Raw genomic sequence first — 23,491 nt, forward strand, 5'->3', positions numbered from 1 at the left:
CAACTCAATCAGTTAACAGGCAAATCTGTGGCAAGGGCGTCGCGGAAACGACGCCTCCGCCGTTATTTACGCGCAAGCAGCGCCTTGACCAGCTTTTCGTCGATCGCGCCGGTTGCCTTCATATCGTTGTCGGCCTGGAAGGCCATGATCGCGTTCTTGGTTCTCTGGCCCATCATGCCGTCGGGATTGCCGGCCACGTAGCCGTTCTTGTTGAGAATGCGCTGGATGTTCTGGACCGCTTTCTTCATGTCGATGCCGGCGGTCGTCTGCGGTGTGCCGTCCTGCCACGATTCAGGAACGTCGGCCGAATTGGCGGCTGGATCGAGCGGCTTGGCCTTCCACAGTTCAGCCGCGGCCCGCGCACGCTCCAACTGCTCGGGCCTCAGCGCCTTGGCGATCTCGTCGCGCTTGGCCGCCGCATCCTTGTCGCCGGTCTTGGCGACGAGTGCGAACCATTTGTAGCTCTCCTCGAGGTTCTGCTTCATGCCGACGCCCTTCGCCGCGAGGATGCCGAGATTGAACTGGCTATCCTTGACACCGAGATCCGCCGCCGCCTGGAACCAGCGCGCTGCCGATTCATTGTCGGTCACGCCATCCGCCGCCATCGCAAACAGCACGGCAAGATTGTGCATCGCGCTGGCATTGCCCTGCGCTGCGGCAAGCTGGTACCAGGTTTTCGCTTTCTTGATGTCGCGTGCGACGCCGATGCCCTTCTCGTAGAAATTGCCGATGCGGTATTCTGCCGGTGCGAAACCGAGTTCGGCAGCTTTCTCATACCATTTGGCCGCCGCCGCCATGTCTTCTTTGACGCCGCGAGACTCGGCGTAGCGCGAGCCGATCTCGAACAGCGCCTTGGCGTCGCCGCCGGCCGCTGCATCGCGCAGGGCGGCCGGACCGGCATCGGCCGGAACGTCGATCTTGGCAACACCTGCCGCGGCAGCATCCGCCGGCGGCACCGTGCCGGTCGTGTCCTGCATCGCAGCGGTGGCTATAGCAGGCGCGGCAGGTGTTGGCTCGGCGTCGCTGGCCGTCGCCGCTGCCGGCGCGGGCACCGCGGCCGCGGTGTCTTGCGCCGCCAGGTCAGCGGGCGCCGCGGAAGCCGAGGGCGCCGTCGATGTCTCGGCTGCCGGTGTAGCGGGGCCGGTTTGTGCCGCCGTGTCGTCCTTGGTCATCGATGCGGATGGCTCTGCCTGCCTGACGGTGGGCGACGGCGCGCTCTCCTGTGTTGTCGTCTGCGCGTCCGCCTTCGGCTCGCTGGCAACGCTGGCCAAAGCGGTTTCCACCGGCTGTACGGCCATGGCCGGCGCCGCCTCATTGTTGGTGACTTCGACCGGGTCGGAGAAGAAGGCTTTGCCCAGTTGCAGGCCGGCAAGCGCCAGCATGATGGCGATTGCCCCCATCAGGATCGGCTTGCGCCGCGCCTTGAGCAGGTCGCCGATCCTGAGTGCCTTGACCGGGCCTTTCATCGTCGACTGGCGCTTGAGGGCGTCCGCCTCGGCGGCCGCCGCTTGCGCAGCCCGTCTGGCTGCCGCGATGAAGTCCGATTTCGCCGCCTCAGCGCCGCCTTCCCGGGTCGGCTGCCCGCGCTCGTCGCGCACGCGCTTCATGATGGCGCTGAGGTCGGGTGCGCCGGAGCCGGGTTCCAGTGGCCGGTTGGCGAGCTTGGGGTCGAGGGGCTCGTCGAGATCGACGCTCGGTATCTCGGCGCTCTGCGCCGAGCCTGCAAGCGGCGGCATCTCGGCGTCCTTCTTGCCCTTCAAGGCGCGCGCCAGCCCGCCTAACATCGATTTCCTGCCGCCGCCTTGCTCGGTTTTTTCACGCGTCGTGTCTGAACCGAGAGCCGCCAGGGCTGCTGCGGCGGCGGCCTCGGCTGGCGTACGCGGACCTGGCTCGTCGCGCACGAGCGCCGCGGCGCGGCCGTCGAGATCGGCCATGCTGCCCGTCAACGGCAGCGGCTGGTCGAGGTCCATCGACGGTGCGTCCTGCACCGAGATCTTGGATGGCCGGCCGAAACGCTTGCTCAACTCCGCGCTTGCCGGTTCGCCCGTCTCCAATGAACCAAGCCTGTCAACGATCTTGAGCAGCGTATCGTGGATAGCCTCGAACGTTCTCGAATTGCGCTCGTCCGAACGGCGCGTCAGTGCCTCGAGCGTCTTCAGGTCCTGGGCGAGGCCGGTAACGGCCGCCGTGTTGGCGCTTGATCCGGCCAGTGAGCGGACGGCGCTCTCAGCCGCCTCGCGCGCCGCGCCGAGGATGGAATCGCGGGTTCCGGCCAGCGACTTCTCGATTTCGTTGAGACGCGGGCTGATGTCGTCGAATTCCGGCAGCGGCGTGCCGGGCTTGGAAAGATGCGCCGTCAGGCCGGCGACCTGCGCTTCAAGGCTGCGGATCAACGCCGGGTCGATGCTGGCGACCTGTGCCGCGGACGAATCCAGCCGGCTTGAGATGTCTTCGAGCCGGCTCTCCAGGCCACGGATCGCCGCCTCGTTGGCGGGATCTGGAACGCGCGTCTCAATCCGCTTGGCCAGCGCGGTGAAGCGGGCGTCGATGGCATCCATGATGCCGGCGCTATCGACCTGCGGCATGCGCTGGTCCAGCCTGTCGGCGACCTCGTCCAACCGGCGCTCAAGGTCGCGAAACAGCATGTTGCCTTGTTCGATTGCGTCGCCCTGGCGACGTTCCATCATGCTGGACAGCACGTCGAAGCGCTGCTCGAGCCCCTTGAAGATGTAGTCGGCGTCGGGCATGGCAGGTGCGTGGTCGATCTTGTCGGCAATAAGCGCGACTTGCCTGGCAAGGCGCTCCATCGCCTGTTCCGGCAGATTGGCTCGGCCGGCCAGTTCATCCACGCGGCTCGACAATGTGTTGAGACGGTCAATGACCTCCCGACCCGGACGATCCTGCGACACTTCTTCGATTTGCTGGGCCAGTGAATCGATCCGCTTCTCGATGCGTTCGAAGGGCTCGGGGTCGAACGAATTGGCTTGCGCGGCAACCGTCGAGGCGACGATCGCGCGGGAAATCTCGTCGAGCCGCTCGTCGATCTGACTGAATGTGTCGCCGCCGCGATTGTCCTGCTGGCGGGCGAAATGGTCGACCGCTCCGGCAAGCGTGCGGACCTTTTCCTCGAGCGAGCGCAGCGACAGCGATTCCGGCAGATTGCTGACGGCATTGCTGATCTGTTCGAGCCGCTCCGTCAGCGCCGACAGGCCGGGTGCATCGGAACGCTTGCGCTGATCGGCCTCGACGCGATCCTCGAAAGCGTTCCAGCGGCGGTCGAAATCGTCCCAGCGGCGTCCGACCGCCTGCACGCTCTCCTCGCGCGCCAGCGTATCGAGCGCGGCTTTGACCTGCTCAAGCTCGAGCCGCAGCATATTGACGCTTCTGTCGTCGCTTTTTTCGGCCAGTGTCTGGATGGCGCCGGAAAGCCGCTCGAATTCGACGCTGAGTTCGGCGCTGCCTTTGCCGCCGCCATTTGACTGGAAGGCTCGCCCAATATTCTTGCGCAGTACCTCGAACTCGCGTTGCAGGCCGGAGGTCATCTGCTGGCGCAAGTCTTCGCGCAGGCCGCGCAATTCCCCGGCGATCTTGCCGGCTAGGGCGACGCTGTCCTCCTGGCCGCGCACCCGGTCGATATCGCGGGCGATCGCCTGGTAATTCTGGTCGAAAGCCGCTGCTGGACCTTTCGGCCGCTGCGCGCGTGGATCCTCATACCGGCGCTGCTGGCCATAGGGTTGGGCGCTGGGATAGCGTGGTTCTGCCGCTGGTCGGCGCGGATCGGGGTGGCTTGCCGTCTCCTCGCGCGTCCGCTCCAGCCGCTGCTCCAGAGTTTCCAGGGAGCGGTTGAGCTCTTCAAGCGTCGTGTGCGGCCGGCGTTGCCTGCCGGCGTTGAGTGTATCGAGGTAGGACCGCTTGCTGTTCATCAATGCGCCCGTTTCAGAATTGCTGGCTTTCACCAGGTTCCCAAAGTCCTGCCGGGACGAAGGCGACTGCTTGGCTTGTTGCAGTGGAAGACGAGCTTCCCGGGTCTCATCCGCGCTCCGAAAAACCGTGAAAAATTCAGTACAGGATAGACACGGGTAACCGACATGCGCACATTTCGCCCCAACGTGGTAAACAACGCGTTAACCAAGCTTAAGAAGTTGCAACTTTGTCGGCTGGCTGCCGACGGCGCCGGGTGTCTTTTTTGGACGCGCAAAAGACGTTGTAGAATTTTGATCAGCCGCATGATCGCTCCCGAAATCGGCAACGACCTTTTAGGTTGTCCGCTGGTGCTGCGGCATAAAGTTGCAAGACCAGAACGCTCTTGCGTGGTGAGGCGGCTATCGATATAGAATTGACGTAAACGTAAATGAGCGGATTACGCCGTTTGCGATTTGTTTGTTGAAACCACGAGTGGAAGCACGCCCCCGCTTTCACTCAGGCGACGCAAGGTCCGCGACCGCGACGCCACCAGACGGGGAAAGCCAGTGAACATGAAACTTATTTCGCCCGGCCAAGCCGCGGCCAACACCAACGATATGTCGAGCGAAGCCGGTGAAGAGCTTGTCCGCATCGGCGAAATGGCCAAGAAATACGGAGTGACGCTGCGTACGCTGCGTTTCTATGAGGACAAGGGTCTGCTCAACCCGCAGCGCGACGGCTCGACCCGTCTCTATACACGCCGCGACAGGGCCCGGCTGAAGCTGATCCTGCTTGGCCGCAAGGTCGGGTTCTCGCTGCGCGACGTCAAGCAGATGATGGACCTCTATGATCCGAACGGCTCCAACACCAAGCAATTGCGGCTGGCGCTCGACAAGTCGGAGAAGCAGCTTGCCCGTCTGCAGAAGCAGCGGGCGCTGATCGACGACGCCATCAGCGAACTGAGTGCTTCGATGTCGACCGTCCGGCAAATGCTGATCGAGCGCTCGACGCCGCAGGCCAGCGTGGCGAGCTAAACTAAGCTTTCGATTTGTGACGAATAAGAGCCGCGTGGCTTTCGCTGCGCGGTTCTTCGTCGTTTGCCGTGCTTTGTCGTTTGTCGTCCTGGCGCGCGGGAGAAAATTTGCCGCACCGCCGAATTGACGTTTACGCAAACGTCAATATTTGTTATCTCGACCACAACGTTGGTCCGTCTGCCATCCTCATATGCTGGGGCTGATTTCGGGGCCAAGACCGCATGGTGGAGGAAACGCATGCCGATCTACAGAGCGCCGGTCCGGGACACGCTGTTCGTGCTGAACGAAGTGCTGGGATATCAGCGTTATTCCAATCTTCCCGGATTTTCCGACGCGACGCCGGATGTGCTCGAGGCCATCCTTGCCGAGGGCGCGAAGCTCGCCGAAAACGTGATGCAGCCGCTGAACCGCGTTGGCGACGTGGAAGGCTGCATGCGCCATGACGACGGTTCGGTAACGACGCCGAAAGGCTTCAAGGAAGCTTTCGACCAGTATCGCGAAGGCGGCTGGATGGGGCTCGCGGCACCTGTCGAGTTTGGCGGGCAAGGCTTGCCCTACGCGGTGCACACTGCGGTTGCCGAATACATGGTGTCGGCCAATATGTCGCTGATGATGTATGCCGGCCTGACGCAAGGCGCGATCGCTGCGATCATCACCCATGGCACCAAAGAGCAGAAGGCAACATGGTTGCCAAAGCTGGTCGAGGGCGCCTGGACCGGCACCATGAACCTGACCGAGCCACACTGCGGAACCGATCTTGGCTTGCTGCGCACCAAGGCCGTCCCAAATGGCGACGGCACCTACAGGATCTCCGGTCAGAAGATCTTCATCTCGGCCGGCGAGCATGACATGTCGGACAATATCGTCCACCTCGTGCTGGCCCGTATCGAGGGCGCGCCGGATGGCGTGAAGGGCATCTCGCTGTTCATCGTGCCGAAGCTCAAGCTCGATGCCTCAGGCAATCCGGGCGAGAAGAACACCGTCTCCTGTGGCTCGATCGAGGAGAAGATGGGTATCCATGGCAACTCGACCTGCGTCATGAATTACGACGACGCTGAAGGCACGCTGCTCGGCGAGGCCAATGGCGGGCTGAAAGCAATGTTCACCATGATGAATGAGGCGCGGCTTGGCGTCGCCCTGCAGGGACTTTCGCTATCTGAGGTTGCCTACCAGAATGCGGTTTCCTACGCCAAGGATCGTCTGCAGGGCCGCTCGCTGTCAGGGCCGAAGGCGCCGGACAGGAAGGCCGATCCGATCATCGTCCATCCGGACATCCGCCGCAGCCTGATGACCTTGAAGGCTTTCAACGAGGCCGGCCGCGCGCTGGCGCTGTGGACGGCGATCAAGTCCGACATCGCTCACCGCTCCGGTGACGACAAAGATCGCCAGGTCGCAGACGACTACACCGGCCTGATGACGCCGGTGGTCAAAGGCGTGCTCACCGACAAGGGGTTCGATCATGCGGTAATGGCGCAGCAGGTCTTCGGCGGCCACGGCTATATAGAAGAGCACGGCATGAGCCAGTTCGTCCGCGATGCGCGCATCGCCATGATCTATGAGGGTGCCAACGGCATCCAGGCGCTCGACCTCGTCGGCCGCAAGCTGGCCTTGAATGGCGGCCGCGCGGTCCAGGCTTTCTTTAAGGAAGTCGGAGAGTTCTGCGAGGAAAACCGCACCGACGAGACGATGGCGCCCTTCACCAAGGCGCTGAAGAAGGGCCTCAACGATCTGCAGACGGCGACGATGTGGCTGGTGCAGAACGGCATGGCCAAGCCCGATAACGCCGGTGCCGCCTCGACCGATTACATGCATCTCTTCGGCCTGGTGGCGCTGGGCTATATGTGGGCCCGGATGGCCAGGGTGGCCGCAGCGAAATTGGCGAATGGCGCCGACGGCGCTTCGTCTTTCTACGACCACAAGCTGGTGACGGCGCGCTTCTTCATAGAGCGGATCATGCCGGAGACGTCGGCGCATCTTGCCCGCATCTCCAGCGGTGCCGACACATTGATGACACTGCCGGCGGAAGCGTTCTAGCTTCGGCGTTCCCCTCCCCCTCGAGGGGAGGGTGGCCCGAAGGGCCGGGAGGGGGTCCTGCGTGCAGTGCGCCGACCTCCATTCTGGTGCATGCCTTGGAGGAAAATGATCGCAATGCCGTGGCACATGGCGCAGGTTGTAATAGATAAGGTCAAGCAAGTCATCGGCGACCCCACCCGGCCGCTTCGCGGCCACCCTCCCCTCGAGGGGGAGGGGAACGTCGGCGCGAGGGAGAAACCATGACCCACCCCGCCGAAATCCTTGGCCTTCCCAAGCCCGCCTGGGCGGCGGACGAGGTCGGCATGCTTTACGACATGGCGCACCGCTTCATGTCGGAAGAGATCGCGCCGCGTTACGACGAGTTCGAGAAGAACGAAATGGTCGACCGCGAGAGCTGGCTGAAGGCGGGTGCTGCCGGCCTGCTCTGCGCCTCTATGCCGGAGGAATATGGCGGATCGGGCGGCACCTTCGCGCATGAGAGCGCCATCATCGAGGCGATCGGCCATGTCGGCGTCGACGGGTTCGGCATTGGCCTGCACAATTCGATCGTTGCCCCCTACATCCTCCATTACGGCTCGGACGAGCAGAAGAAGAAATGGCTGCCGAGGCTGGCGACCGGCGAGCTGATCGGCGCCATCGCCATGACCGAGCCCGGTGCGGGCTCCGACCTTCAGAGCGTCAAGACGCGCGCCGAAAAGGACGGCAACCAGTACAAGCTCAACGGCTCGAAGACCTTTATCACCAACGGCCAGCTCGCCAATTTCATCATCGTCGTTGCCAAGACCGATCCTGAGAAGGGCGCCAAGGGCATCTCGCTGATCGTCGTCGAGACTGACGAGGTGGAAGGTTTCGAGCGCGGCCGCAACCTCGACAAGATCGGCCTCAAGGCCAACGACACGTCGGAACTGTTCTTCAACGACGTGCGTGTGCCGACCTCGAACCTGCTCGGCAACGAGGAAGGCCAGGGCTTTGTCCAGTTGATGCAGCAATTACCGCAGGAGCGGCTGCAGATCGGCACCACTGCTATTGCCATGGTCGAGCGGGCGCTGGCGCTTACCATCGACTACGTCAAGGAGCGCAAGGCCTTCGGCAAGGCCATCATCGAATTCCAGAACACCCAGTTCAAACTTGCCGAATTGAAGACCGAGGCGACCATCGGCCGCGTCTTCTATAATGACTGCGTTGCCCGCCACATCAACGGCGGCCTCGACCCGGTGACCGCGTCTATGGCCAAATACTGGCTGTCGAACCTGCAAGGAAAAGTCGTCGACGAATGCCTTCAATTGCATGGCGGCTATGGCTACATGAATGAATATCCGATTGCGCGCATGTTCCGCGACGCCCGCGTCCAGCGCATCTACGGCGGCACCAACGAGATCATGAAATTGCTGATCGGGCGCTCGCTCTGAGCGAGTTTCAGCAAACCCAAGGAGCAGGAAAATGGCCGAAGCTTATGTCTATGATGCCGTGCGCACGCCGCGCGGCAGGGGCAAGAAGGATGGCTCGCTGCACGAAGTGCCGGCGGTGCGGCTCGGCGCCAAGGTGCTCGAGGCCATCCGCGACCGCAACGGGCTGGACACCGGCACCGTCGACGACATCATCTTCGGTTGTGTCGATCCGGTTGGCGAGGCGGGTGCGGTCATTCCACGTGCCGCCGCTTTCGAGGCCGGCTACGACACCAAGGCGCCTGGCATGCAGATATCGCGCTTCTGCGCCTCGGGCCTCGACGCCATCAATTTCGGCGCCGCCAAGATCGCACAGGGCGCCGACGAGATCGTCATTGCCGGTGGCATCGAATCGATGTCGCGCGTCGGCATGGGCGCCTCCGGCGGCGCCTGGTTCATGGACCCATCGGTCGGCCTGCCCGGCTGGTTCGTGCCGCAAGGAATCTCGGCCGACCTGATCGCCACCAAATACGGCTTTTCGCGCGACGACGTCGATGCCTACGCGGTCGAAAGCCAGAAGCGTGCCGCCAAGGCGTGGGGCGAGGGCCGCTTCAAGAATTCGGTGATCTCGGTCAAGGACCAGAACGGCCTGACCATCCTCGACCATGACGAACATATGCGGCCCTCGACCGACATGCAGTCGCTGGCCGCGCTCAACCCGTCCTTCGTCATGCCCGGCGAAATGGGCGGCTTCGACGCCGTCGCCGTGCAGAAGCATCCCGAGGTGGAACAGGTCAACCACGTCCACCATGCCGGCAATTCCTCCGGCATCGTCGATGGCGCGGCGGCCGTGCTGCTCGGCTCGAAAAAGGCGGGAAAGACGCTCGGCCTCAAGCCGCGCGCACGCATCCGTGCGTTCGCCAACATCGGCTCCGAACCGGTGCTGATGCTGACCGGCCCCGTCGACGTCACCGAGAAGCTGTTGAAGCGGGCGAAGATGAAGCTGTCGGACATCGACCTGTTCGAGCTCAACGAGGCCTTCGCTTCGGTGGTGCTGCGCTACATGCAGGCTTTCGACATTCCGCATGACCGGATCAACGTCAATGGTGGGGCCATCGCCATGGGCCATCCGCTCGGCGCCACCGGTGCGATGATCTTCGGTACGGTGCTGGACGAATTGGAACGCCGCGACCTCAACACCGCGCTGGTGACGCTTTGCATCGGCGCCGGCATGGGCACTGCAACGATCATCGAACGCGTCTGACGGAGAGAGATGATGAGCTACACCAATTTCACCCTCGACATCGACGCCGACGGCATTGCGCTGGTCACCTGGGACATGCCGGACCGTTCGATGAACGTCTTCACCGAGGAGGTGATGCTCGAACTGAATACCATCGTCGACAAAGTGGCGAGCGATGCAGCGATAAAGGGCGCGGTGATCACCTCCGGCAAGGATACGTTCTCGGGCGGCGCCGACATCACCATGCTGCAGAAGATGCTGGCGACCTTCGCCGCCGACAAGGCGAAGGACCCGGAGAAGGCGACCAAGGCGCTGTTCGACAATGCGGGCACCATGAACGGCCTGTTCCGTAAGCTGGAAACTTCGGGAAAGCCATGGGTTTCGGCGATCAACGGCACATGCATGGGTGGCGCGTTCGAATTGTCGCTCGCCTGCCATGGCCGTGTCGCGGCCGATTCAGACAAAGTGAGGATGGCGCTTCCCGAAGTGAAGATCGGCATTTTTCCGGGCGCCGGCGGCACCCAGCGCGTGCCACGGCTGACCGACCAGCAGCAGGCGCTGCAAATGCTGACGTCCGGCCAGACGCTGTCGCCTCAGAAGGCCAAGTCGATGGGCCTGATCCATGAGATTGCCGAGCCGGACAAGCTGGTCGAAACCGCCAAGGCGATGATCAGGAACGGCTTGAAGCCGGTGGCGCCATGGGATGAAAAGGGCTTCAAGCTGCCCGGCGCCCCGATCTATTCGGTGGCCGGTGCCAATCTGTGGCCCCCGGCCATCGCCATTCTGCGCCGAGAGACCTATGGCAATTATCCCGCCGCTGCCGCCATCCTGAAATGCGTCTATGAGGGCCTGTTGGTGCCGTTCGACACCGCCTTGCGGATCGAGCAACGCTATTTCACCGAGATCATGCAGACAAGGGAAGCGGCAGCGATGATCCGTTCGTTGTTCGTGTCGCTGCAGGAACTGAACAAGGGCGCGCGCCGCCCGGCCGGTGTGCCGGAAACGAAGTTCAAGAAGATCGGCGTACTCGGCGCCGGCTTCATGGGCGCCGGCATCGCCTATGTGACGGCCAGGGCCGGCATCCCGGTGGTGCTGCTCGACCGCGACATGGAGTCCGCCGCCAAGGGCAAAGCGCATTCCGAGACCCTTATCTCGGATCAGGTGAAGAAGGGCCGTGCCAAGCCGCAGGACAAGGATCGGTTGCTGTCGCTGATCACGCCGACGGCCGATTACGCCGATCTTGCCGGCTGTGATCTTGTGGTCGAGGCGGTGTTCGAGGATTCGGCCGTCAAGAAGGATGCCACCGAACAGGCCGAGGCTGTGCTCAAGCCGTCGGCGATCTTCGCGTCGAACACGTCGACCATCCCAATCACATCGCTGGCTAGGAATTCGGCGCGCCCGAAGAATTTCATCGGCATTCATTTCTTCTCGCCGGTCGACAAGATGATGCTGGTCGAGATCATCCTCGGCAAGAAGACCGGCGACAAGGCGCTGGCCACCGCGATCGACTTCGTCCGCGCCATCAAGAAGACGCCGATCGTCGTCAACGATACGCGCGGCTTCTATGTCAATCGCTGCGTGCTGCGCTACATGTCGGAAGCCTACAAGATGCTGATCGAAGGTGTTCCGGCGCCGATGATCGAAAACGCGGCCAAGGCCGCCGGCATGCCGGTCGGTCCTCTGGCGTTGACCGACGAGACTGCGATCGACCTTGCCCAGAAGATCATGAAGCAGACCATGCGCGACCTCGGCGACAAGGCGGTCGACCCGAAGCAGATGGCGCTGATCAACACGATGGTCGACACGCATGGTCGCTTGGGCCGCAAGAACGGCAAGGGCTTCTATGACTATCCGGCAAAACCGGCCAAGAAGAAGCTGTGGCCAGGCCTCAGGGACCTCTACCCGCAGCTGTCGCCGGAGCAGGTCGATTATGAGGAACTGAAGCAGCGGCTGCTGGTCACCATCGCGCTTGAGGCGGTACGGGTGATGGAAGAGGGCATCGTTACCGACCCACGCGAGGCCGATGTCGGCTCGATCCTGGCCTTCGGCTTCGCGCCCTATACCGGTGGTGCACTGTCCTACATAGACGGCATCGGCGCGAAAAAATTCGCTAAGATCGCCAAAGGCCTGCAGAAGAAATACGGTGCCGAGTTCAAGGCGCCGAAGCTGCTGCTCGACATGGCCGAGAAGGGCGAGACCTTCTACGAGCGCTTCGATCCTTATACCAGAAACGAGGCCAAGGAGGCGGCGTGACGCCGTCTTCGACGGTGGACAAGATGGCGGCCAAGGGATAGAACAGGGAAGGTATTTTTTCCTGTTTCGAAGGAAGAGCAAGGTGCTCTCGCACGACCGCGTTTGGGCCGCCATCGACGCTCTTGCCGAGCGTTATTCGCTTTCGGCCTCTGGACTGGCCAGGCGCGCTGGCCTCGACTCGACCGCCTTCAACAAATCGAAGCGGCTGTCCTCAGATGGACGGCCGCGCTGGCCGTCGACCGAATCGCTGGCCAAGATCATCGAGGCGACCGGCGCCTCGCTGGATGAATTTGCGGGGCTGGTCGAGGGTCGGGGTAATTCCGACGCACTACCCGTGCAGAGATCGTCGGTGCCGCTGCTCGGCTTCGCCCAGGCGGGCGCCGGTGGCTTCTTCGACGACGCCGGGTTTCCAGCGGGGCAGGGATGGGACCTGATCGAGCTTCCGGCACGGGCAACCGAAACCTCCTATGCCTTGAAGGTCCAGGGCGATTCCATGCTGCCGCTCTATCGCAATGGCGATGTCCTGATCGTCGAGCCAGGGGCTACCATACGAAAGGGTGATCGCGTCGTCGTCAAGACCAATGCCGGCGAGGTGATGGCCAAGGTGCTCGACCGCCAGACACCGAGGTCGATCGCGCTGGTCTCCCTCAATCCCGATCACCCGGACCGCGACATCCCCATGCGCGATGTCGAATGGGTGGCGCGGATTGTCTGGGCAAGCCAGTAGGCGCGGGGCCGGTGCGTCTGCCTCACCTTGCCTTGGCTGTTCTGGCGATCCCGGCGATGGCCACGGCAATTGTCGCCGGCGGCCGCGCCGTCCAGAGCGAAAGCGGCGGCCCCTGGGAGCAAATCCAGGTCGGCGCTGAACCGCAGCCCGCCGCGCCGGCTACGTCGGCCATCCCGAAATCAGTGCCGGCCAAGCAGGCGGCGCATTCGAGGGCAATCGATCCAGAAATCGTGGTGCCGCCGCAGCTCGGTTCCAACGAGCTTGAACGGATAGAGCCGCGCGCCCCGTTGAGCGATCTGGCATTGGCCGGACCGCCCAAGCCGCCAAAAACGAAAATGCCCGACGACTGGAAAGGCACGAAACTATTCCAGCCCGTCGCGTCGGCCGCCGGGGTCATCGAAGCAAAGGGCTATTCGATTGCGGTTTCCGGTATCGACATCGTCAAGCAGGAGGAGACTTGCACCGACGGCGGCGAGTCCTGGAATTGCGGCATTCGGGCGCGAACGGCCTTCCGCGCCTTTCTCCGCAGTCGTGCGGTGGTCTGTGCCGTGCCGCCCGAAGGCGGTCGTGATCTGATCGCCGCCGAGTGCCGGATCGGCAATCAGGATATCGGCCAATGGCTGGTCGAAAATGGCTGGGCGCGCGCCGCCAAGGGCGGCCCTTACGCAGAAGCCGGCGAGAAGGCGCGTGCAGCAAAAAAAGGCGTCTTCGGGCCGGCGCCGAGCGTTTCAGGCCTGCCGCCGCTCCCGGCTGCTGCGTCGCGATCCGCGCCTGTAGCGCCTAGCTCGATCCTGGAGGAGCAAGACGGCGTCCTCATGCCGCCAGCTGACCAGCCAGCGCCCGCTGAATGAGCTCGCGCGTTTCGGCGATGCCGTAGAGCGCGGCGAAGGAGCCGAAGCGCGGCCCGCGTTCCTGACCTATCAGCACCTGATAGATCATCTGGAAGAAGGCGACGGAGACACCGGGTCCGCCCTCCGGGCTCTGCTTGGAATGATCCTGGTAGCGCTCGATCTTGCGCGCAACATTGAGGGCAGCGTTCTGGATTGCCTCGCTGTCGGCATCAGCCGGCAGCGCGGCGAGCGCTTCCGAAAGCTTGGTCAGCGCCTCGCGCTCGACCGCGTCGGCAGCACGGTACACTTTCGCCGGCTTCACGAAATCGTCGAAATAGCGGATGGCATATTCGGCCAGCCGGTCGAGCTCGGGATGGGTTGTCGGCGTCACACCCGGCGCGTGGCGCGAAATGAAACCCCACAGCACGTCCCTGTTCTGCGCATTCGAGGCGCTGACCAGGTTGAGCAGCAGCGAGAACGGAACCGGCAGGTCGACTGCCGGGGGATTGCCGTCATGCATGTGCCAGACCGGATTGCCCAGCCGCTCCTTCCAGTCCTGCCTCTGATAGGCAGAGAGGAACGTGTAATATTCGTCTACCGCCTTCGGGATGACGTCGAAATAAAGCTTCTTCGCGGTTCGCGGGCGCTGGAACATATAAAGGCTAAGGCTCTCGGTCGGCGCGTAAGTCAGCCACTCGTCGATGGTCAGCCCATTGCCCTTCGACTTCGAGATCTTCTGGCCGTTCTCATCGAGGAACAGCTCATAATTGAAGCCCTCGGGTGCCGGAGCATCGAGCGCGCGGCAAATCTGCCCGGCGAGCTTGACGGAATCGATCAGATCCTTGCCGGACATCTCGTAATCGACGCCGAGTGCTGCCCAGCGCATCGCCCAATCTGGCTTCCATTGCAGCTTGGCATGACCGCCGGTCACCGGCGTCTCGAAGCGCTCGCCGGCGTCCGGGTCGCGCCACACGATGGTGCCGGCGTCGAGCTTGCGCTCGTCGATCGCGACTTGCATGACGATGCCGGTCTTGGGATGGATCGGCAGGAAGGGCGAATAGCTCAGCGCCCGCTCCTCGCGCAGTGACGGCAGCATAATTGCCATCACCTTATCGAAGCGCTCGAGCATCTTGAGCAGCGTCCCGTCGAAGCGGCCGGAAGTATAATAGTCGGTCGAGGAAGCGAATTCGTAATCGAAGCCGAAACGGTCGAGGAAAGCGCGCAGCCGTGCGTTATTGGCGGCGCCGAAGGACGGATACTCATTGGAGAACGGGTCCGGTATCCTGGTCAGCGGCTTGCCGAGATAGGCGCGCAGCATGTCCTTGTTAGGCACATTGTCCGGCACCTTGCGCAATCCGTCCATGTCGTCGGAGAAGCACAGCAGCCGCGTCTTGACCTTGTCTTCAGTCAGCACGCGGAAAGCGTGGCGCACCATAGATGTGCGCGCCACCTCGCCGAACGTGCCGATGTGCGGCAGGCCGGACGGGCCGTAGCCGGTCTCGAACAGCACCGTTTCCGGGTAGCCGCTGCTCGCGTAGCGGGCGACGATCTTTTTCGCTTCCTCGAATGGCCACGCCTTGCTTTCGGCGGCGGCGGCGAGGACTTCCGGGCTGAGATCGATCGGCTGTCGTTCGGCCATGATGCTATTCCTGCAACTTTGCCGGCATCCATGCCGGCAGCCGCATGCTCTAGACCATGATCCCGAAAAGTGGAACCCGGTTTTCGGGCAGGACCGTGATCAGGCAAGAAGATTAAGCGCCCCCGTCCCGATAGTCAGGATGGATCAAGTTCCAAGGCGTGATCGGAGCGCCGACGATCGCGGCTGTTTTTCCTTGCGGCGCCGGCCCCTCGTTCCTAACTTCGGGACCATCTCAAGGAGTTGTAAATGCCATTGTCGCCACACGAAGCCATGATCTACCTGATGGTCATCACCTCGGCGTCAGACCGCGACATGACCGACGTCGAACTGGCGCGGATCGGCGACGTCGTTCGATCCTGGCCGGTGTTTGAGGATTTCAACCAGGAGCGGCTGGTCGAGGTCGCCCAGGCCTGCCAGAAAATGCTGCATGAAAAGGATGGGCTGGAGGGCGTCCTGGCGCGCGTCGCCGAGGCGCTGCCCGAACGCCTGCGTGACACCGCCTATGCCGCCGCCTTCGAGGTCGCAGCTGTCGATCTCGAAATGCGCCTGGAGGAGGTGCGCGTCCTGCAGCTCGTCCGCCGGGAACTCGACCTCGATGCGCTGACGGTCGCCGCCATTGCGCGAGCCGCCAAGGCCCGCCTTCGCACGCTGACCTGAGCCGGCGGCCAAGCTCAGAAAAAACTGACGGGAAAATAGCGCAGATAGAACTCGGCGAACGTGCCTTTCACCGAGATTTCCTGCAGCGCGTAGTCGAAAGCGGCGGCCAGTGCCGGATCGTCGGCCCTGGTGGCGATTGCCATGCCTGAGCCGAGATATTCGGGCGCCAGATAGGGGCCGCCGGCAAAGCGGCAGCAGCCCGCTGCATCCGAACCGCCGAGCCAGAAGGCGAAACGCATGCCGTCGCCGAAGGCGGCGTCGATCTTGCCGGCTTTCAGCTCGCCATAAAGCTCCTCCGGCTTTGCGAACGGGACGATTTGGACGTCGCCGAAATAATCGCGCAGCATCCGCTCGTGCGCGGAGCCGGCGATCACGCCGACACGCTTGCTGCGCAGCTTGTCGAACATTGGTTCGGTCAGCGCCTGTGTCTTCAGCATGATGAAGCGTGCCGGAAATTGCAGGTAGGAGCGTGAAAATGCGTATTTCGACCGCGACTCCGGCGTCGCGGCGATGCCGGCAATGATCGCTTCGCCCTCGCCTTTCCCGAGCGCACCTTCGAGCTCGGCCCAGGGCAGCGCCTGGATCTGGCATTTTTCGGCAATGCCGAGCTCGGCGCAGATGGCGCGCGCCAGGTCGACATGGAAGCCCGACAGCCGGCCTGCCCCATCGAGGAAATTGAACGGCGGGAAATCCGTGGTGGTCAGGAATCGCAGCCGCGGCAGCATCGAAAGGTCCGGCTTTGGCAGCCGCTCCTTGGCGTCCCAGAACACCGGCACCTGCGGCTCCGCGGCGAGCGCAGCAACCGCAAGCGATTGCGCTCCGATCAATATCGAGATCAATGAAATGGATATGCGCCGAAACGCCACGCGACGACTCCGTCCGGGTCTTGCCCCGGCTTTCGTACGAAATAACAGGTTTTTGTACGAAAAAAACACAGGTACGACGGTTTTTGGTTTCATCATTGCAATTTAGGGATATTGTTTAGTGAGTTTGCAAGTGACTGCGTGATGCCGGCTGAAGAGGAGCAGTAGGACGCACAGGGGAGGCAGCTTTGCAGTCCGGGGTTGATGGCGTGGTGCGGGTTGATCACTGCCATTGGCGTCAAGAGCGGAAGGCAACATGGGGTAGATGTTGCGATGGGTCATTTCGATCGTACGCTGGAGTTGATAGATCAGTTGCAGCACGCCGGCACAGCCGCCGCCGTCTGCGAAAAGCTGCTGGGGGTAACAAGCGGGTTCGGGCTGACGGCGCTGATGGCCGGGACGGTTCCGCAACCTGGCACACCGAGAAACCAGCAAAAGGACCATGTGCTGCTCTGCGACTGGCCGGCTGAATGGCTTGAGCGCTACGTCGCGCGCAACTACGTCGATCACGACCCCGTCGTCAGCCACATGAAGCAGCTTCAAGCGCCATTCCAGTGGCGGGAAGCATCTCAGGGCATCCGCATCGGCAAGAGCGGCGGCGAGGTGATGGGCGATGCCGGCGAATTCAAGCTGCGCGACGGGTTGGCCTTCCCGCTAATCACGCTCGATGGCCAGATCGTCATGGTGTCGCTAGGCGGCGAGGCTGTCGAATTGTCGAGCGCCGAGTTCGGGTTGGTGTCGCTGGTCTCGACTTATGCGATTGGCCGCGCAATGCAGCTCCACACCATGGCGGGCAAAACCATCGATCATGTCGAATTAACGCCGCGTGAGCGCGAATGCCTGCAATGGGCTGCTGTTGGCAAGTCCGAATGGGAGATTTCACAAATTCTCGGCATTTCGGAACACACGTCAGAGAAACACCTTCTTAACGCCAAAAGCAAACTCGGTGCCGTCAACCGGGTCCAGGCCGTCGCGGAAGCGATAAGGCGCGGCTATATTAACTAGGTCGGCCGCGCCGGCCTAGAAATTCTTGCTTGCGTGATCGCGTAATTTTTTTGGGAAAGCACGGCCGTATCTTCCTATTGAAACTAGGAGACGGCAAATGCTTTTTTCCCTCACGACCCAGGAATTGATGGAACGGCCCGACCTCTGGGAGGCCGTTCATCGTTTGCGTTACAGAGTTTTCGTCGAAGAGATGGGATGGACCGATCTGCAGCGCCCTGATGGCCTCGAGATCGATCAATTCGACCACGACGAGGCAGTGCACCAGATCGTCATCCGCAATGGCGAGCTCGCCGGTTATCAGCGGATGTTGCCGACGACCCGGGCACATCTTCTAACCGATGTGCTGGCGGACCTTTATGAGGGAACCCCACCGTCGGGCCCGAATGTCTATGAACTGACCCGCTATGCGGTTGCGCCGGGATTCCGCGACGGTCGGCGCGGCGTGTCGACGGTCGGCACCGAGCTGATCGCCGGCTTCGTCGAGTGGGGTCTGAAGCGCAACGTCAACCAGGTGATCATCGAATTCGAGCCGATGTGGGTGCTTCGCGCGCTGCAGCTGCATTTCCTGGCAACCCCGCTCGGTTACCAGCGTACCTATGGCAACCAGCAGGTGGTTGCCACACTGCTCACCTTCAACGAGCACACGCTCGACGTGGTGCGTTCGCGCCGCAACCACTTTGCGCCGGTGCTGGCCAGAGGGTACCCGGACATGCTCGGACAGAGACGCGCCTCGTGAGATTGGAGAGAGGCCATGAACGTTCACTCAAAAGCAGAATTCCGCAATCACACGCTGATCGTCACGGTATCGTCGGGTGACGGCCGCCCGGTGCTGGACAGGCGGGCCTATGAAAGCCTGGCCAGAACATTCCACGAAGCCGCTGTCGACGACGACGTCCGCGTCGTGGTCCTGCGCGGCTTGGCCGGGTGCTTCTGCCTCGGTGCCGATTTCTCCGAATTTCTCGACGCCACCAAACATCGGCGACTGATCGCCGCCGTCACCGATATGTTCCGCACGCTGGCGACGTTCCCGAAACCGGTCCTTGCCTGTGTCGACGGCGACGCCGTCGGCGTCGGTTGCACCATCCTGTTCCACTGCGACATGGTGATCGCCTCGAGCAAGAGCACGTTTCGCGTGCCGTTCGTCGATTTCGGCCTGGTGCCGGACGCGGCGACCAGCATTCTGGCGCCGCAGAAGCTCGGCTATGCCGGGGCGTTCCGCTTCTTCTGCCTGGGCGACACGCTCGCCGCCGAAGATGCCAGGGCACTGGGCCTTGTCGGCGAGATCGTGACGGACGGCAGCGTCGAGGAAGCCACGTTGGCAAGAGCCAGGCAACTCGCCAAGAAGCCTGTCGCGGCGCTGCTACAGACGCGCGACCTGCTGAGGGGCGACACCGGCGCGCTCTGCGACCGCATCGACCAGGAGATCTCGCTTTTCCAGCAGGCGCTGCAGGACGACACCACGCTGAAGCGACTGCAGCGGATTGCCCGGCTGGCGGCATGAGAGCCGCGTATCGATGAGGTGAGCTTATTTTTCGAGGAAAGTCGGCCCTTCGCCGATGATCTTCTTGTCCTCCTTGCCGATGACGTCGAGGTCGCGGCCGTCATAGGGAAGCGAAAGGAGAATGCGCTGCATGACGGCCAGCCGCGCGCGCCGTTTGTCGTTCGCCCGCACAATGATCCAGGGCGCGAACTCCTTGTGCGTGCGCTCGACCATCAGGTCGCGCGCTTTGGTGTATTCGTCCCATTTGGTGATGCCGGCGATGTCGATTGGCGAAAACTTCCAGCTCTTCAGCGGGCTCCAGCGGCGGTCGTGGAATCGCTCGAGCTGCGTTTCCCGGCCGATGTTCAGCCAGAATTTGAAGAAATGTATGCCCTCGTTGCGGATCATCCGCTCGAAATGCGGAACCTCGTCCAGAAATTGCTTGTGCTGCTCGGGCGTGCAGAATCCCATCACCGGTTCAACGCCGGCGCGGTTATACCAGGAGCGGTCGAAGGTGACGAATTCGCCCGACGTCGGGAAGTGGTCGACGTAGCGCTGGAAGTACCATTGTCCAAGCTCGGTGGGCGTTGGCTTGGTCAGCGCCACGTTGCGCGCCGTGCGAGGGTTCAGATACTGGCGCAAAACGAAGATAGTGCCGCCCTTGCCGGCAGCGTCGCGCCCCTCGAACAGCGACATTACCCGCTTGCCCGTCGACTGCAGCCACGCCTGCGCCTTGACCAGCTCGATCTGCAGCTTCTCTAGCCTCTCGTCATACTCCTCGCTCTTCATCTTCTTGTCGTAAGGGTAACCGCCGGCGGTGAGCTTGCGGTCCTCGACCCAGTCGGGAAGCGCGGGGGCCTCGATGTCGAACGCTCTCTCCTTGCCGTCGATCATGATCTTCAGCGGCCCCGATGAGGGTGCGGCGGGGCTTTCCTTAGCGTTTTTCATCGAGGCGAACCTTTCCAGCTTCCGGACTCGTGCTATTGGGAGCCTTACTGCATCGGCCCAAAAATCGGAATCGATTTTCGGAAAGAACGATGCAGCAGATAAAGTGGTAGAGCGTCCTTTGTGCGTCCAATTGGACGCACTGCGCTCTAGCGCCGGTCCAGCAAGAAGTTCTTGAAGTGGCCGCAGACGGAGCGCAAATGGCCGACATCGGCACGGAGCGGAGAGGCAGGGCGCAAGCCGTCGCCATGCGGCTGTGGAACAGCCGCTGGCTGCTGGCGGCCGGCCTCGTTGCGGTTCTGATGGTCTATGGTTTTGCCGGCATGTCTGGCTATGTGGTGCTGCTGGCTGGCGCCGTGCTGGTTGCCGCTGCGATGCTGCCGGCCGGCATCGCCCGCCAATCGACCGAAAATGCCGCGGCCATCGAGTCGAGCGTGCAACAACTTTCCGGCGAATATCTCGCGGCGGCGGTTGCCGATCCGCTGATCATTTTCGATCGCTCCGCCGCTATCGTCCACGCCAACGCTGCTGCCTTTGCCGCCTTCGGCGGGATTGCGCCCGGCATGTCGCTGTCGCTGAAATTCCGCGCGCCGGAAATGCAGGCCTTGCTGGATAGTATCTTGGCGGGCAACGTCGCTTCGGACAGCGTCGACTACATAGAAAAGCTGCCGGTCGAACGAGCCTATCGGGTGAGCGCGTCTTCAGTCGGCCATGCCACGGATCTCTACGTGCTGGTGTTCAAGGACCAGAGTGAGGCGCGCCGGATCGACAGAATGCGAGCCGACTTCATTGCCAATGCCAGCCACGAGCTGCGCACGCCTCTCGCCTCGATCGCCGGCTTCATCGAGACGCTGCGCGGGCCGGCCCGCAACGACCCCGCGGCGCGCGAGCAGTTCCTGCAGATCATGCAGAACCAGACCAGCCGCATGGCGCGCCTCATCGACGATCTTCTGTCGCTGTCGCGCCTGGAGATGAAGCCCTATCTCAAGCCGGGAACCGAGGTCGACCTGCGCCAGGCCATCGACAGCGTCATCGATTCGCTTGGGCCGCTCGCAAAGGAAAACGGCGTCGTCATCGAGCGTGATTTCGCGGAAGGGCCGCTCGACGTGCCCGGCGATCGGGACGAGCTTTTCCAGGTCTTCGAAAACCTGCTGGAAAACGCCTGCAAATATGGTCAGTCGGGCGGACGCGTCGTGGTGTCGATCATACGCAGCGACAGCGATCCCGAACCGGGCATCGACGTCACCATCAGGGATTTCGGCCCCGGCATCCCCGAAGAGCACATCCCGCGCATCACCGAGCGCTTCTACCGCGTCGACGTCGAGAACAGCCGAACCCAGAAGGGCACCGGCCTTGGCCTGTCCATCGTCAAGCATATCCTGACCCGCCACAACGCCAGACTCTCCATCAGGTCGGAGGTCGGCAAGGGTGCGGCGTTCACGGTCCATTTGCCGGCTCGCTAACGTAGTACTATCTCTAGCACATAATGGGCCGTTTCTTTTTTCTGTCATCCGGCTAGCGTATCAGCGGGGATTCGAGGGAACGACTCAACCACGAGATCCCGGGAAGGCATTTCGTCATGCAGTCCGTGCATATCGTCAGCGCCTATGACGAGGAGCTGAAATATCTGTCGAAGCGCATCGCGGCGATGGGCGGGCATGCCGAGCGCATGGTCGAGCAGGCGGTCGCGGCGCTGGTCAATGCGGATCCGGGGCTTGCCCAGAAAGTCATTCGGGACGACCTGGTTCTGGATGAGGGACAGCGCGAGATCGACGACAAGGCGATCATCATCATCGCCAAACGCCAGCCGATGGCGACGGATCTGCGCGAGATCGTCGGCGCGATCCGCATCTCGGCTGACCTCGAACGGGTAGGCGACCTCGGCAAGAACGTCGCCAAGCGGGTGGTTGCCGTCGCAGACGGGCGCCAGCCGAACAGCCTGTTCCGCGGCCTCGAGGCTTTGGCCAATCTGGCACTGACCCAGCTCAAGGAAGTACTCGACGTCTATGCGTCGCGGTCGGTGGAGAAAATCGGTTTCGTGCGCGACCGCGACGACCAGATCGACGCCATGTACACCTCTCTGTTTCGCGAATTGCTGACCTACATGATGGAAGACCCACGCAACATCACGCCCTGCACACATCTCCTGTTTTGCGCCAAGAACATCGAGCGCATCGGCGACCACGCTACCAACATCGCCGAGACGATCTACTATATCGTCACCGGCGATCAGATGCCGGCCGATCGTCCGAAGGGCGACAAGACGGACAAGATTGTTCTTCCCGCAACCCAACCAGCGAAGTGAGTTCTCTCAGCACTGATGCGAATTTCGGATTCGCCACCTGACAGAAAATTGCGCTAAGCTTTCGACGCGCCGACTTCTCAGTTCCGCGATGAAGGCCCCGCCTTCAGGAGGCTGCGATGGAATACGTCCGCGAGTTTGCTCCTGCGCCGCCGATGTCGGGTATAATCGCTTGCGGCGTCTATACGGCTGGGCGGCGCATCGCCGACATTCCGATCGAGGAAGCCGGCGAATGGGCCGGGAAGCCGGGCCACGTGGTCTGGATCGGACTGCTGGAGCCCGACCGCAATTTGTTGCTGCGCGTCCAGGCGCAATTCCATCTGCATGAGCTGGCGATCGAGGACGCCGAGCATCCGCACCAGCGACCGAAGATCGAGCAATATGGTGATGCCCTGTTCATCGTTGCCCGCACGGCGCAGCTGATCGACAGCCGCGTCACCTTCGGCGAGACGCATCTGTTCGTCGGCGCGGGCTACATTGTCAGCGTCAGGCATGGCCCGTCGACCTCCTACGCCGCCGTTCGCCAGCATTGGGAAAGCTGCCCGCATTCCCTTGCCAAGGGCGAGGATTTCGTCCTCTACGCCATTCTCGACTTCATCGTCGACAACTACATGCCGGTGCTTGAGCAGATCGAAAACGAGGTCGAGGCGATCGAGGACAAGGTTCTGCTGAAACCGATGACCGGCTCCGATATCGAACGGCTTTATATGCTGCGCCGCGATCTCTTGCGCCTGCGTAATGCGGCCCTGCCGCTGGTAGAGGTCTGCCGGCGGCTCACCAGCGCCGATCTGCCGCAAATCCACACAGCCATGCACCCGCTGTTTCGCGACGTCACCGACCACATCCGCACTGTCCAGGAAAAGATCGACAGCCTGCGTGAGGTTCTCGCCTTCGCCTTCGAGGCGAGCCTTCTGGTCGGTCAAAGCCAGGAGACGGCGATCTCCAAGAAGCTTGCCTCATGGGCCGCAATCTTGGCCGTGCCGACGGCATTCGCCGGCATTTACGGCATGAATTTCAGCGACATGCCGGAACTGAGGATGGAATATGGCTACCCGGCCGTCCTGGCGGCAATTGCCCTGATCTGCACGTTTCTTTACTGGCGGTTTCGCAAGAACGGGTGGCTTTGAAGCGAGGGCAGTAGGGCAGTAGGGCAGTAGGGCAGTAGGGCAGTAGGGCAGTAGGGGACTAGGG

General features: G+C 62.4%; 18 protein-coding genes. 14 read left to right on the top strand and 4 right to left on the bottom strand.

What is annotated here, in order from left to right:
• Positions 1-62: 62 nt before the first annotated feature.
• Positions 63-3,923, bottom strand: a complete 3,861-nt coding sequence (locus NKJ91_RS08360; protein ID WP_352455142.1) for a peptidoglycan-binding protein — start codon at positions 3,921-3,923, stop codon at positions 63-65.
• Positions 3,924-4,475: 552 nt separating this feature from the next.
• On the opposite strand from NKJ91_RS08360, the gene NKJ91_RS08365 reads away from it, so the two are divergent.
• From NKJ91_RS08365 to NKJ91_RS08395, 7 genes are all read left to right on the top strand, one after another.
• Positions 4,476-4,937 carry a MerR family transcriptional regulator gene (locus NKJ91_RS08365; RefSeq protein WP_023677331.1) on the top strand — a complete coding sequence of 154 codons (462 nt, stop codon included), beginning with the start codon at positions 4,476-4,478 and terminating at the stop codon, positions 4,935-4,937.
• Positions 4,938-5,174: 237 nt separating this feature from the next.
• Positions 5,175-6,971 (top strand): acyl-CoA dehydrogenase, encoded by a 1,797-nt coding sequence (locus NKJ91_RS08370; protein ID WP_352455143.1) that lies wholly within the window; start codon positions 5,175-5,177, stop codon positions 6,969-6,971.
• A 239-nt stretch (positions 6,972-7,210) separates the two neighbouring features.
• Positions 7,211-8,380, top strand: coding sequence for an acyl-CoA dehydrogenase family protein (locus NKJ91_RS08375; protein ID WP_352455144.1), 1,170 nt, complete (start codon positions 7,211-7,213; stop codon positions 8,378-8,380).
• 31 nt (positions 8,381-8,411) lie between these two features.
• Positions 8,412-9,620: an acetyl-CoA C-acetyltransferase gene (locus NKJ91_RS08380; RefSeq protein ID WP_352448635.1), complete on the top strand. Its 1,209-nt coding sequence runs from the start codon at positions 8,412-8,414 to the stop codon at positions 9,618-9,620.
• A 12-nt stretch (positions 9,621-9,632) separates the two neighbouring features.
• Positions 9,633-11,852 (top strand): 3-hydroxyacyl-CoA dehydrogenase NAD-binding domain-containing protein, encoded by a 2,220-nt coding sequence (locus NKJ91_RS08385; protein ID WP_352455145.1) that lies wholly within the window; start codon positions 9,633-9,635, stop codon positions 11,850-11,852.
• 82 nt (positions 11,853-11,934) lie between these two features.
• Positions 11,935-12,579, top strand: a complete 645-nt coding sequence (locus NKJ91_RS08390; protein ID WP_352448637.1) for a S24 family peptidase — start codon at positions 11,935-11,937, stop codon at positions 12,577-12,579.
• An 11-nt stretch (positions 12,580-12,590) separates the two neighbouring features.
• On the top strand, positions 12,591-13,430 hold the full coding sequence (locus tag NKJ91_RS08395) for a thermonuclease family protein (RefSeq protein WP_352455146.1): 840 nt from the start codon (positions 12,591-12,593) through the stop codon (positions 13,428-13,430).
• Here the strand turns inward: NKJ91_RS08395 and NKJ91_RS08400 are convergent.
• Positions 13,393-15,048 carry a lysine--tRNA ligase gene (locus tag NKJ91_RS08400; RefSeq protein ID WP_352455147.1) on the bottom strand — a complete coding sequence of 552 codons (1,656 nt, stop codon included), beginning with the start codon at positions 15,046-15,048 and terminating at the stop codon, positions 13,393-13,395. The genes NKJ91_RS08395 and NKJ91_RS08400 overlap by 38 nt on opposite strands.
• A 246-nt stretch (positions 15,049-15,294) precedes the next feature.
• Here NKJ91_RS08400 and NKJ91_RS08405 point away from each other — a divergent pair, with 246 nt between their 5' ends.
• A complete protein-coding gene (locus NKJ91_RS08405) occupies positions 15,295-15,705 on the top strand; it encodes a tellurite resistance TerB family protein (RefSeq protein WP_023677339.1) in 411 nt (136 codons plus the stop codon).
• 14 nt (positions 15,706-15,719) lie between these two features.
• On the opposite strand, the gene NKJ91_RS08410 is transcribed toward NKJ91_RS08405, so the two are convergent.
• Complete coding sequence (locus tag NKJ91_RS08410; protein WP_023677340.1) at positions 15,720-16,571, bottom strand: ABC transporter substrate-binding protein; 852 nt, start codon at positions 16,569-16,571, stop codon at positions 15,720-15,722.
• A 270-nt stretch (positions 16,572-16,841) separates the two neighbouring features.
• Here NKJ91_RS08410 and NKJ91_RS08415 point away from each other — a divergent pair, with 270 nt between their 5' ends.
• From NKJ91_RS08415 to NKJ91_RS08425, 3 genes are all read left to right on the top strand, one after another.
• The gene (locus tag NKJ91_RS08415) at positions 16,842-17,573 is read left to right on the top strand and encodes a helix-turn-helix transcriptional regulator (protein ID WP_023677341.1); all 732 of its coding nucleotides are present in this window, start codon (positions 16,842-16,844) and stop codon (positions 17,571-17,573) included.
• Positions 17,574-17,670: 97 nt separating this feature from the next.
• The gene (locus NKJ91_RS08420) at positions 17,671-18,309 is read left to right on the top strand and encodes an acyl-homoserine-lactone synthase (RefSeq protein ID WP_023677342.1); all 639 of its coding nucleotides are present in this window, start codon (positions 17,671-17,673) and stop codon (positions 18,307-18,309) included.
• A gap of 15 nt (positions 18,310-18,324) precedes the next feature.
• The gene (locus NKJ91_RS08425; protein ID WP_023677343.1) at positions 18,325-19,074 is read left to right on the top strand and encodes an enoyl-CoA hydratase-related protein; all 750 of its coding nucleotides are present in this window, start codon (positions 18,325-18,327) and stop codon (positions 19,072-19,074) included.
• A 24-nt stretch (positions 19,075-19,098) separates the two neighbouring features.
• On the opposite strand, the gene ppk2 is transcribed toward NKJ91_RS08425, so the two are convergent.
• Positions 19,099-20,001, bottom strand: a complete 903-nt coding sequence (gene ppk2, locus NKJ91_RS08430) for a polyphosphate kinase 2 (protein ID WP_352455148.1) — start codon at positions 19,999-20,001, stop codon at positions 19,099-19,101.
• 197 nt (positions 20,002-20,198) lie between these two features.
• On the opposite strand from ppk2, the gene NKJ91_RS08435 reads away from it, so the two are divergent.
• The 3 genes from NKJ91_RS08435 to NKJ91_RS08445 all read left to right on the top strand — a co-directional run bounded on the left by NKJ91_RS08435 (position 20,199) and on the right by NKJ91_RS08445 (position 23,427).
• Positions 20,199-21,461 (top strand): sensor histidine kinase, encoded by a 1,263-nt coding sequence (locus NKJ91_RS08435; RefSeq protein ID WP_352455149.1) that lies wholly within the window; start codon positions 20,199-20,201, stop codon positions 21,459-21,461.
• Positions 21,462-21,577: 116 nt separating this feature from the next.
• On the top strand, positions 21,578-22,303 hold the full coding sequence (gene phoU / locus NKJ91_RS08440; RefSeq protein WP_352455150.1) for a phosphate signaling complex protein PhoU: 726 nt from the start codon (positions 21,578-21,580) through the stop codon (positions 22,301-22,303).
• Positions 22,304-22,419: 116 nt separating this feature from the next.
• Complete coding sequence (locus NKJ91_RS08445) at positions 22,420-23,427, top strand: magnesium and cobalt transport protein CorA (RefSeq protein WP_023677347.1); 1,008 nt, start codon at positions 22,420-22,422, stop codon at positions 23,425-23,427.
• Positions 23,428-23,491 lie beyond the last annotated feature (64 nt).

The organism is Mesorhizobium sp. M0040, assembly GCF_040323505.1.
GTDB lineage: Bacteria > Pseudomonadota > Alphaproteobacteria > Rhizobiales > Rhizobiaceae > Mesorhizobium.

Excerpts from the sequence above, each read along its gene's own strand:
- NKJ91_RS08360 (WP_352455142.1), bottom strand. The coding sequence starts at position 3,923 with ATGAACAGCAAGCGGTCCTACCTCGATACACTCAACGCCGGCAGGCAA.
- NKJ91_RS08365 (WP_023677331.1), top strand. The coding sequence starts at position 4,476 with ATGAAACTTATTTCGCCCGGCCAAGCCGCGGCCAACACCAACGATATG.
- NKJ91_RS08370 (WP_352455143.1), top strand. The coding sequence starts at position 5,175 with ATGCCGATCTACAGAGCGCCGGTCCGGGACACGCTGTTCGTGCTGAAC.
- NKJ91_RS08375 (WP_352455144.1), top strand. The coding sequence starts at position 7,211 with ATGACCCACCCCGCCGAAATCCTTGGCCTTCCCAAGCCCGCCTGGGCG.
- NKJ91_RS08380 (WP_352448635.1), top strand. The coding sequence starts at position 8,412 with ATGGCCGAAGCTTATGTCTATGATGCCGTGCGCACGCCGCGCGGCAGG.
- NKJ91_RS08385 (WP_352455145.1), top strand. The coding sequence starts at position 9,633 with ATGAGCTACACCAATTTCACCCTCGACATCGACGCCGACGGCATTGCG.
- NKJ91_RS08400 (WP_352455147.1), bottom strand. The coding sequence starts at position 15,048 with ATGGCCGAACGACAGCCGATCGATCTCAGCCCGGAAGTCCTCGCCGCC.
- NKJ91_RS08405 (WP_023677339.1), top strand. The coding sequence starts at position 15,295 with ATGCCATTGTCGCCACACGAAGCCATGATCTACCTGATGGTCATCACC.
- NKJ91_RS08415 (WP_023677341.1), top strand. The coding sequence starts at position 16,842 with ATGGGTCATTTCGATCGTACGCTGGAGTTGATAGATCAGTTGCAGCAC.
- NKJ91_RS08420 (WP_023677342.1), top strand. The coding sequence starts at position 17,671 with ATGCTTTTTTCCCTCACGACCCAGGAATTGATGGAACGGCCCGACCTC.
- NKJ91_RS08425 (WP_023677343.1), top strand. The coding sequence starts at position 18,325 with ATGAACGTTCACTCAAAAGCAGAATTCCGCAATCACACGCTGATCGTC.
- ppk2 (WP_352455148.1), bottom strand. The coding sequence starts at position 20,001 with ATGAAAAACGCTAAGGAAAGCCCCGCCGCACCCTCATCGGGGCCGCTG.
- NKJ91_RS08435 (WP_352455149.1), top strand. The coding sequence starts at position 20,199 with ATGGCCGACATCGGCACGGAGCGGAGAGGCAGGGCGCAAGCCGTCGCC.
- phoU (WP_352455150.1), top strand. The coding sequence starts at position 21,578 with ATGCAGTCCGTGCATATCGTCAGCGCCTATGACGAGGAGCTGAAATAT.
- NKJ91_RS08445 (WP_023677347.1), top strand. The coding sequence starts at position 22,420 with ATGGAATACGTCCGCGAGTTTGCTCCTGCGCCGCCGATGTCGGGTATA.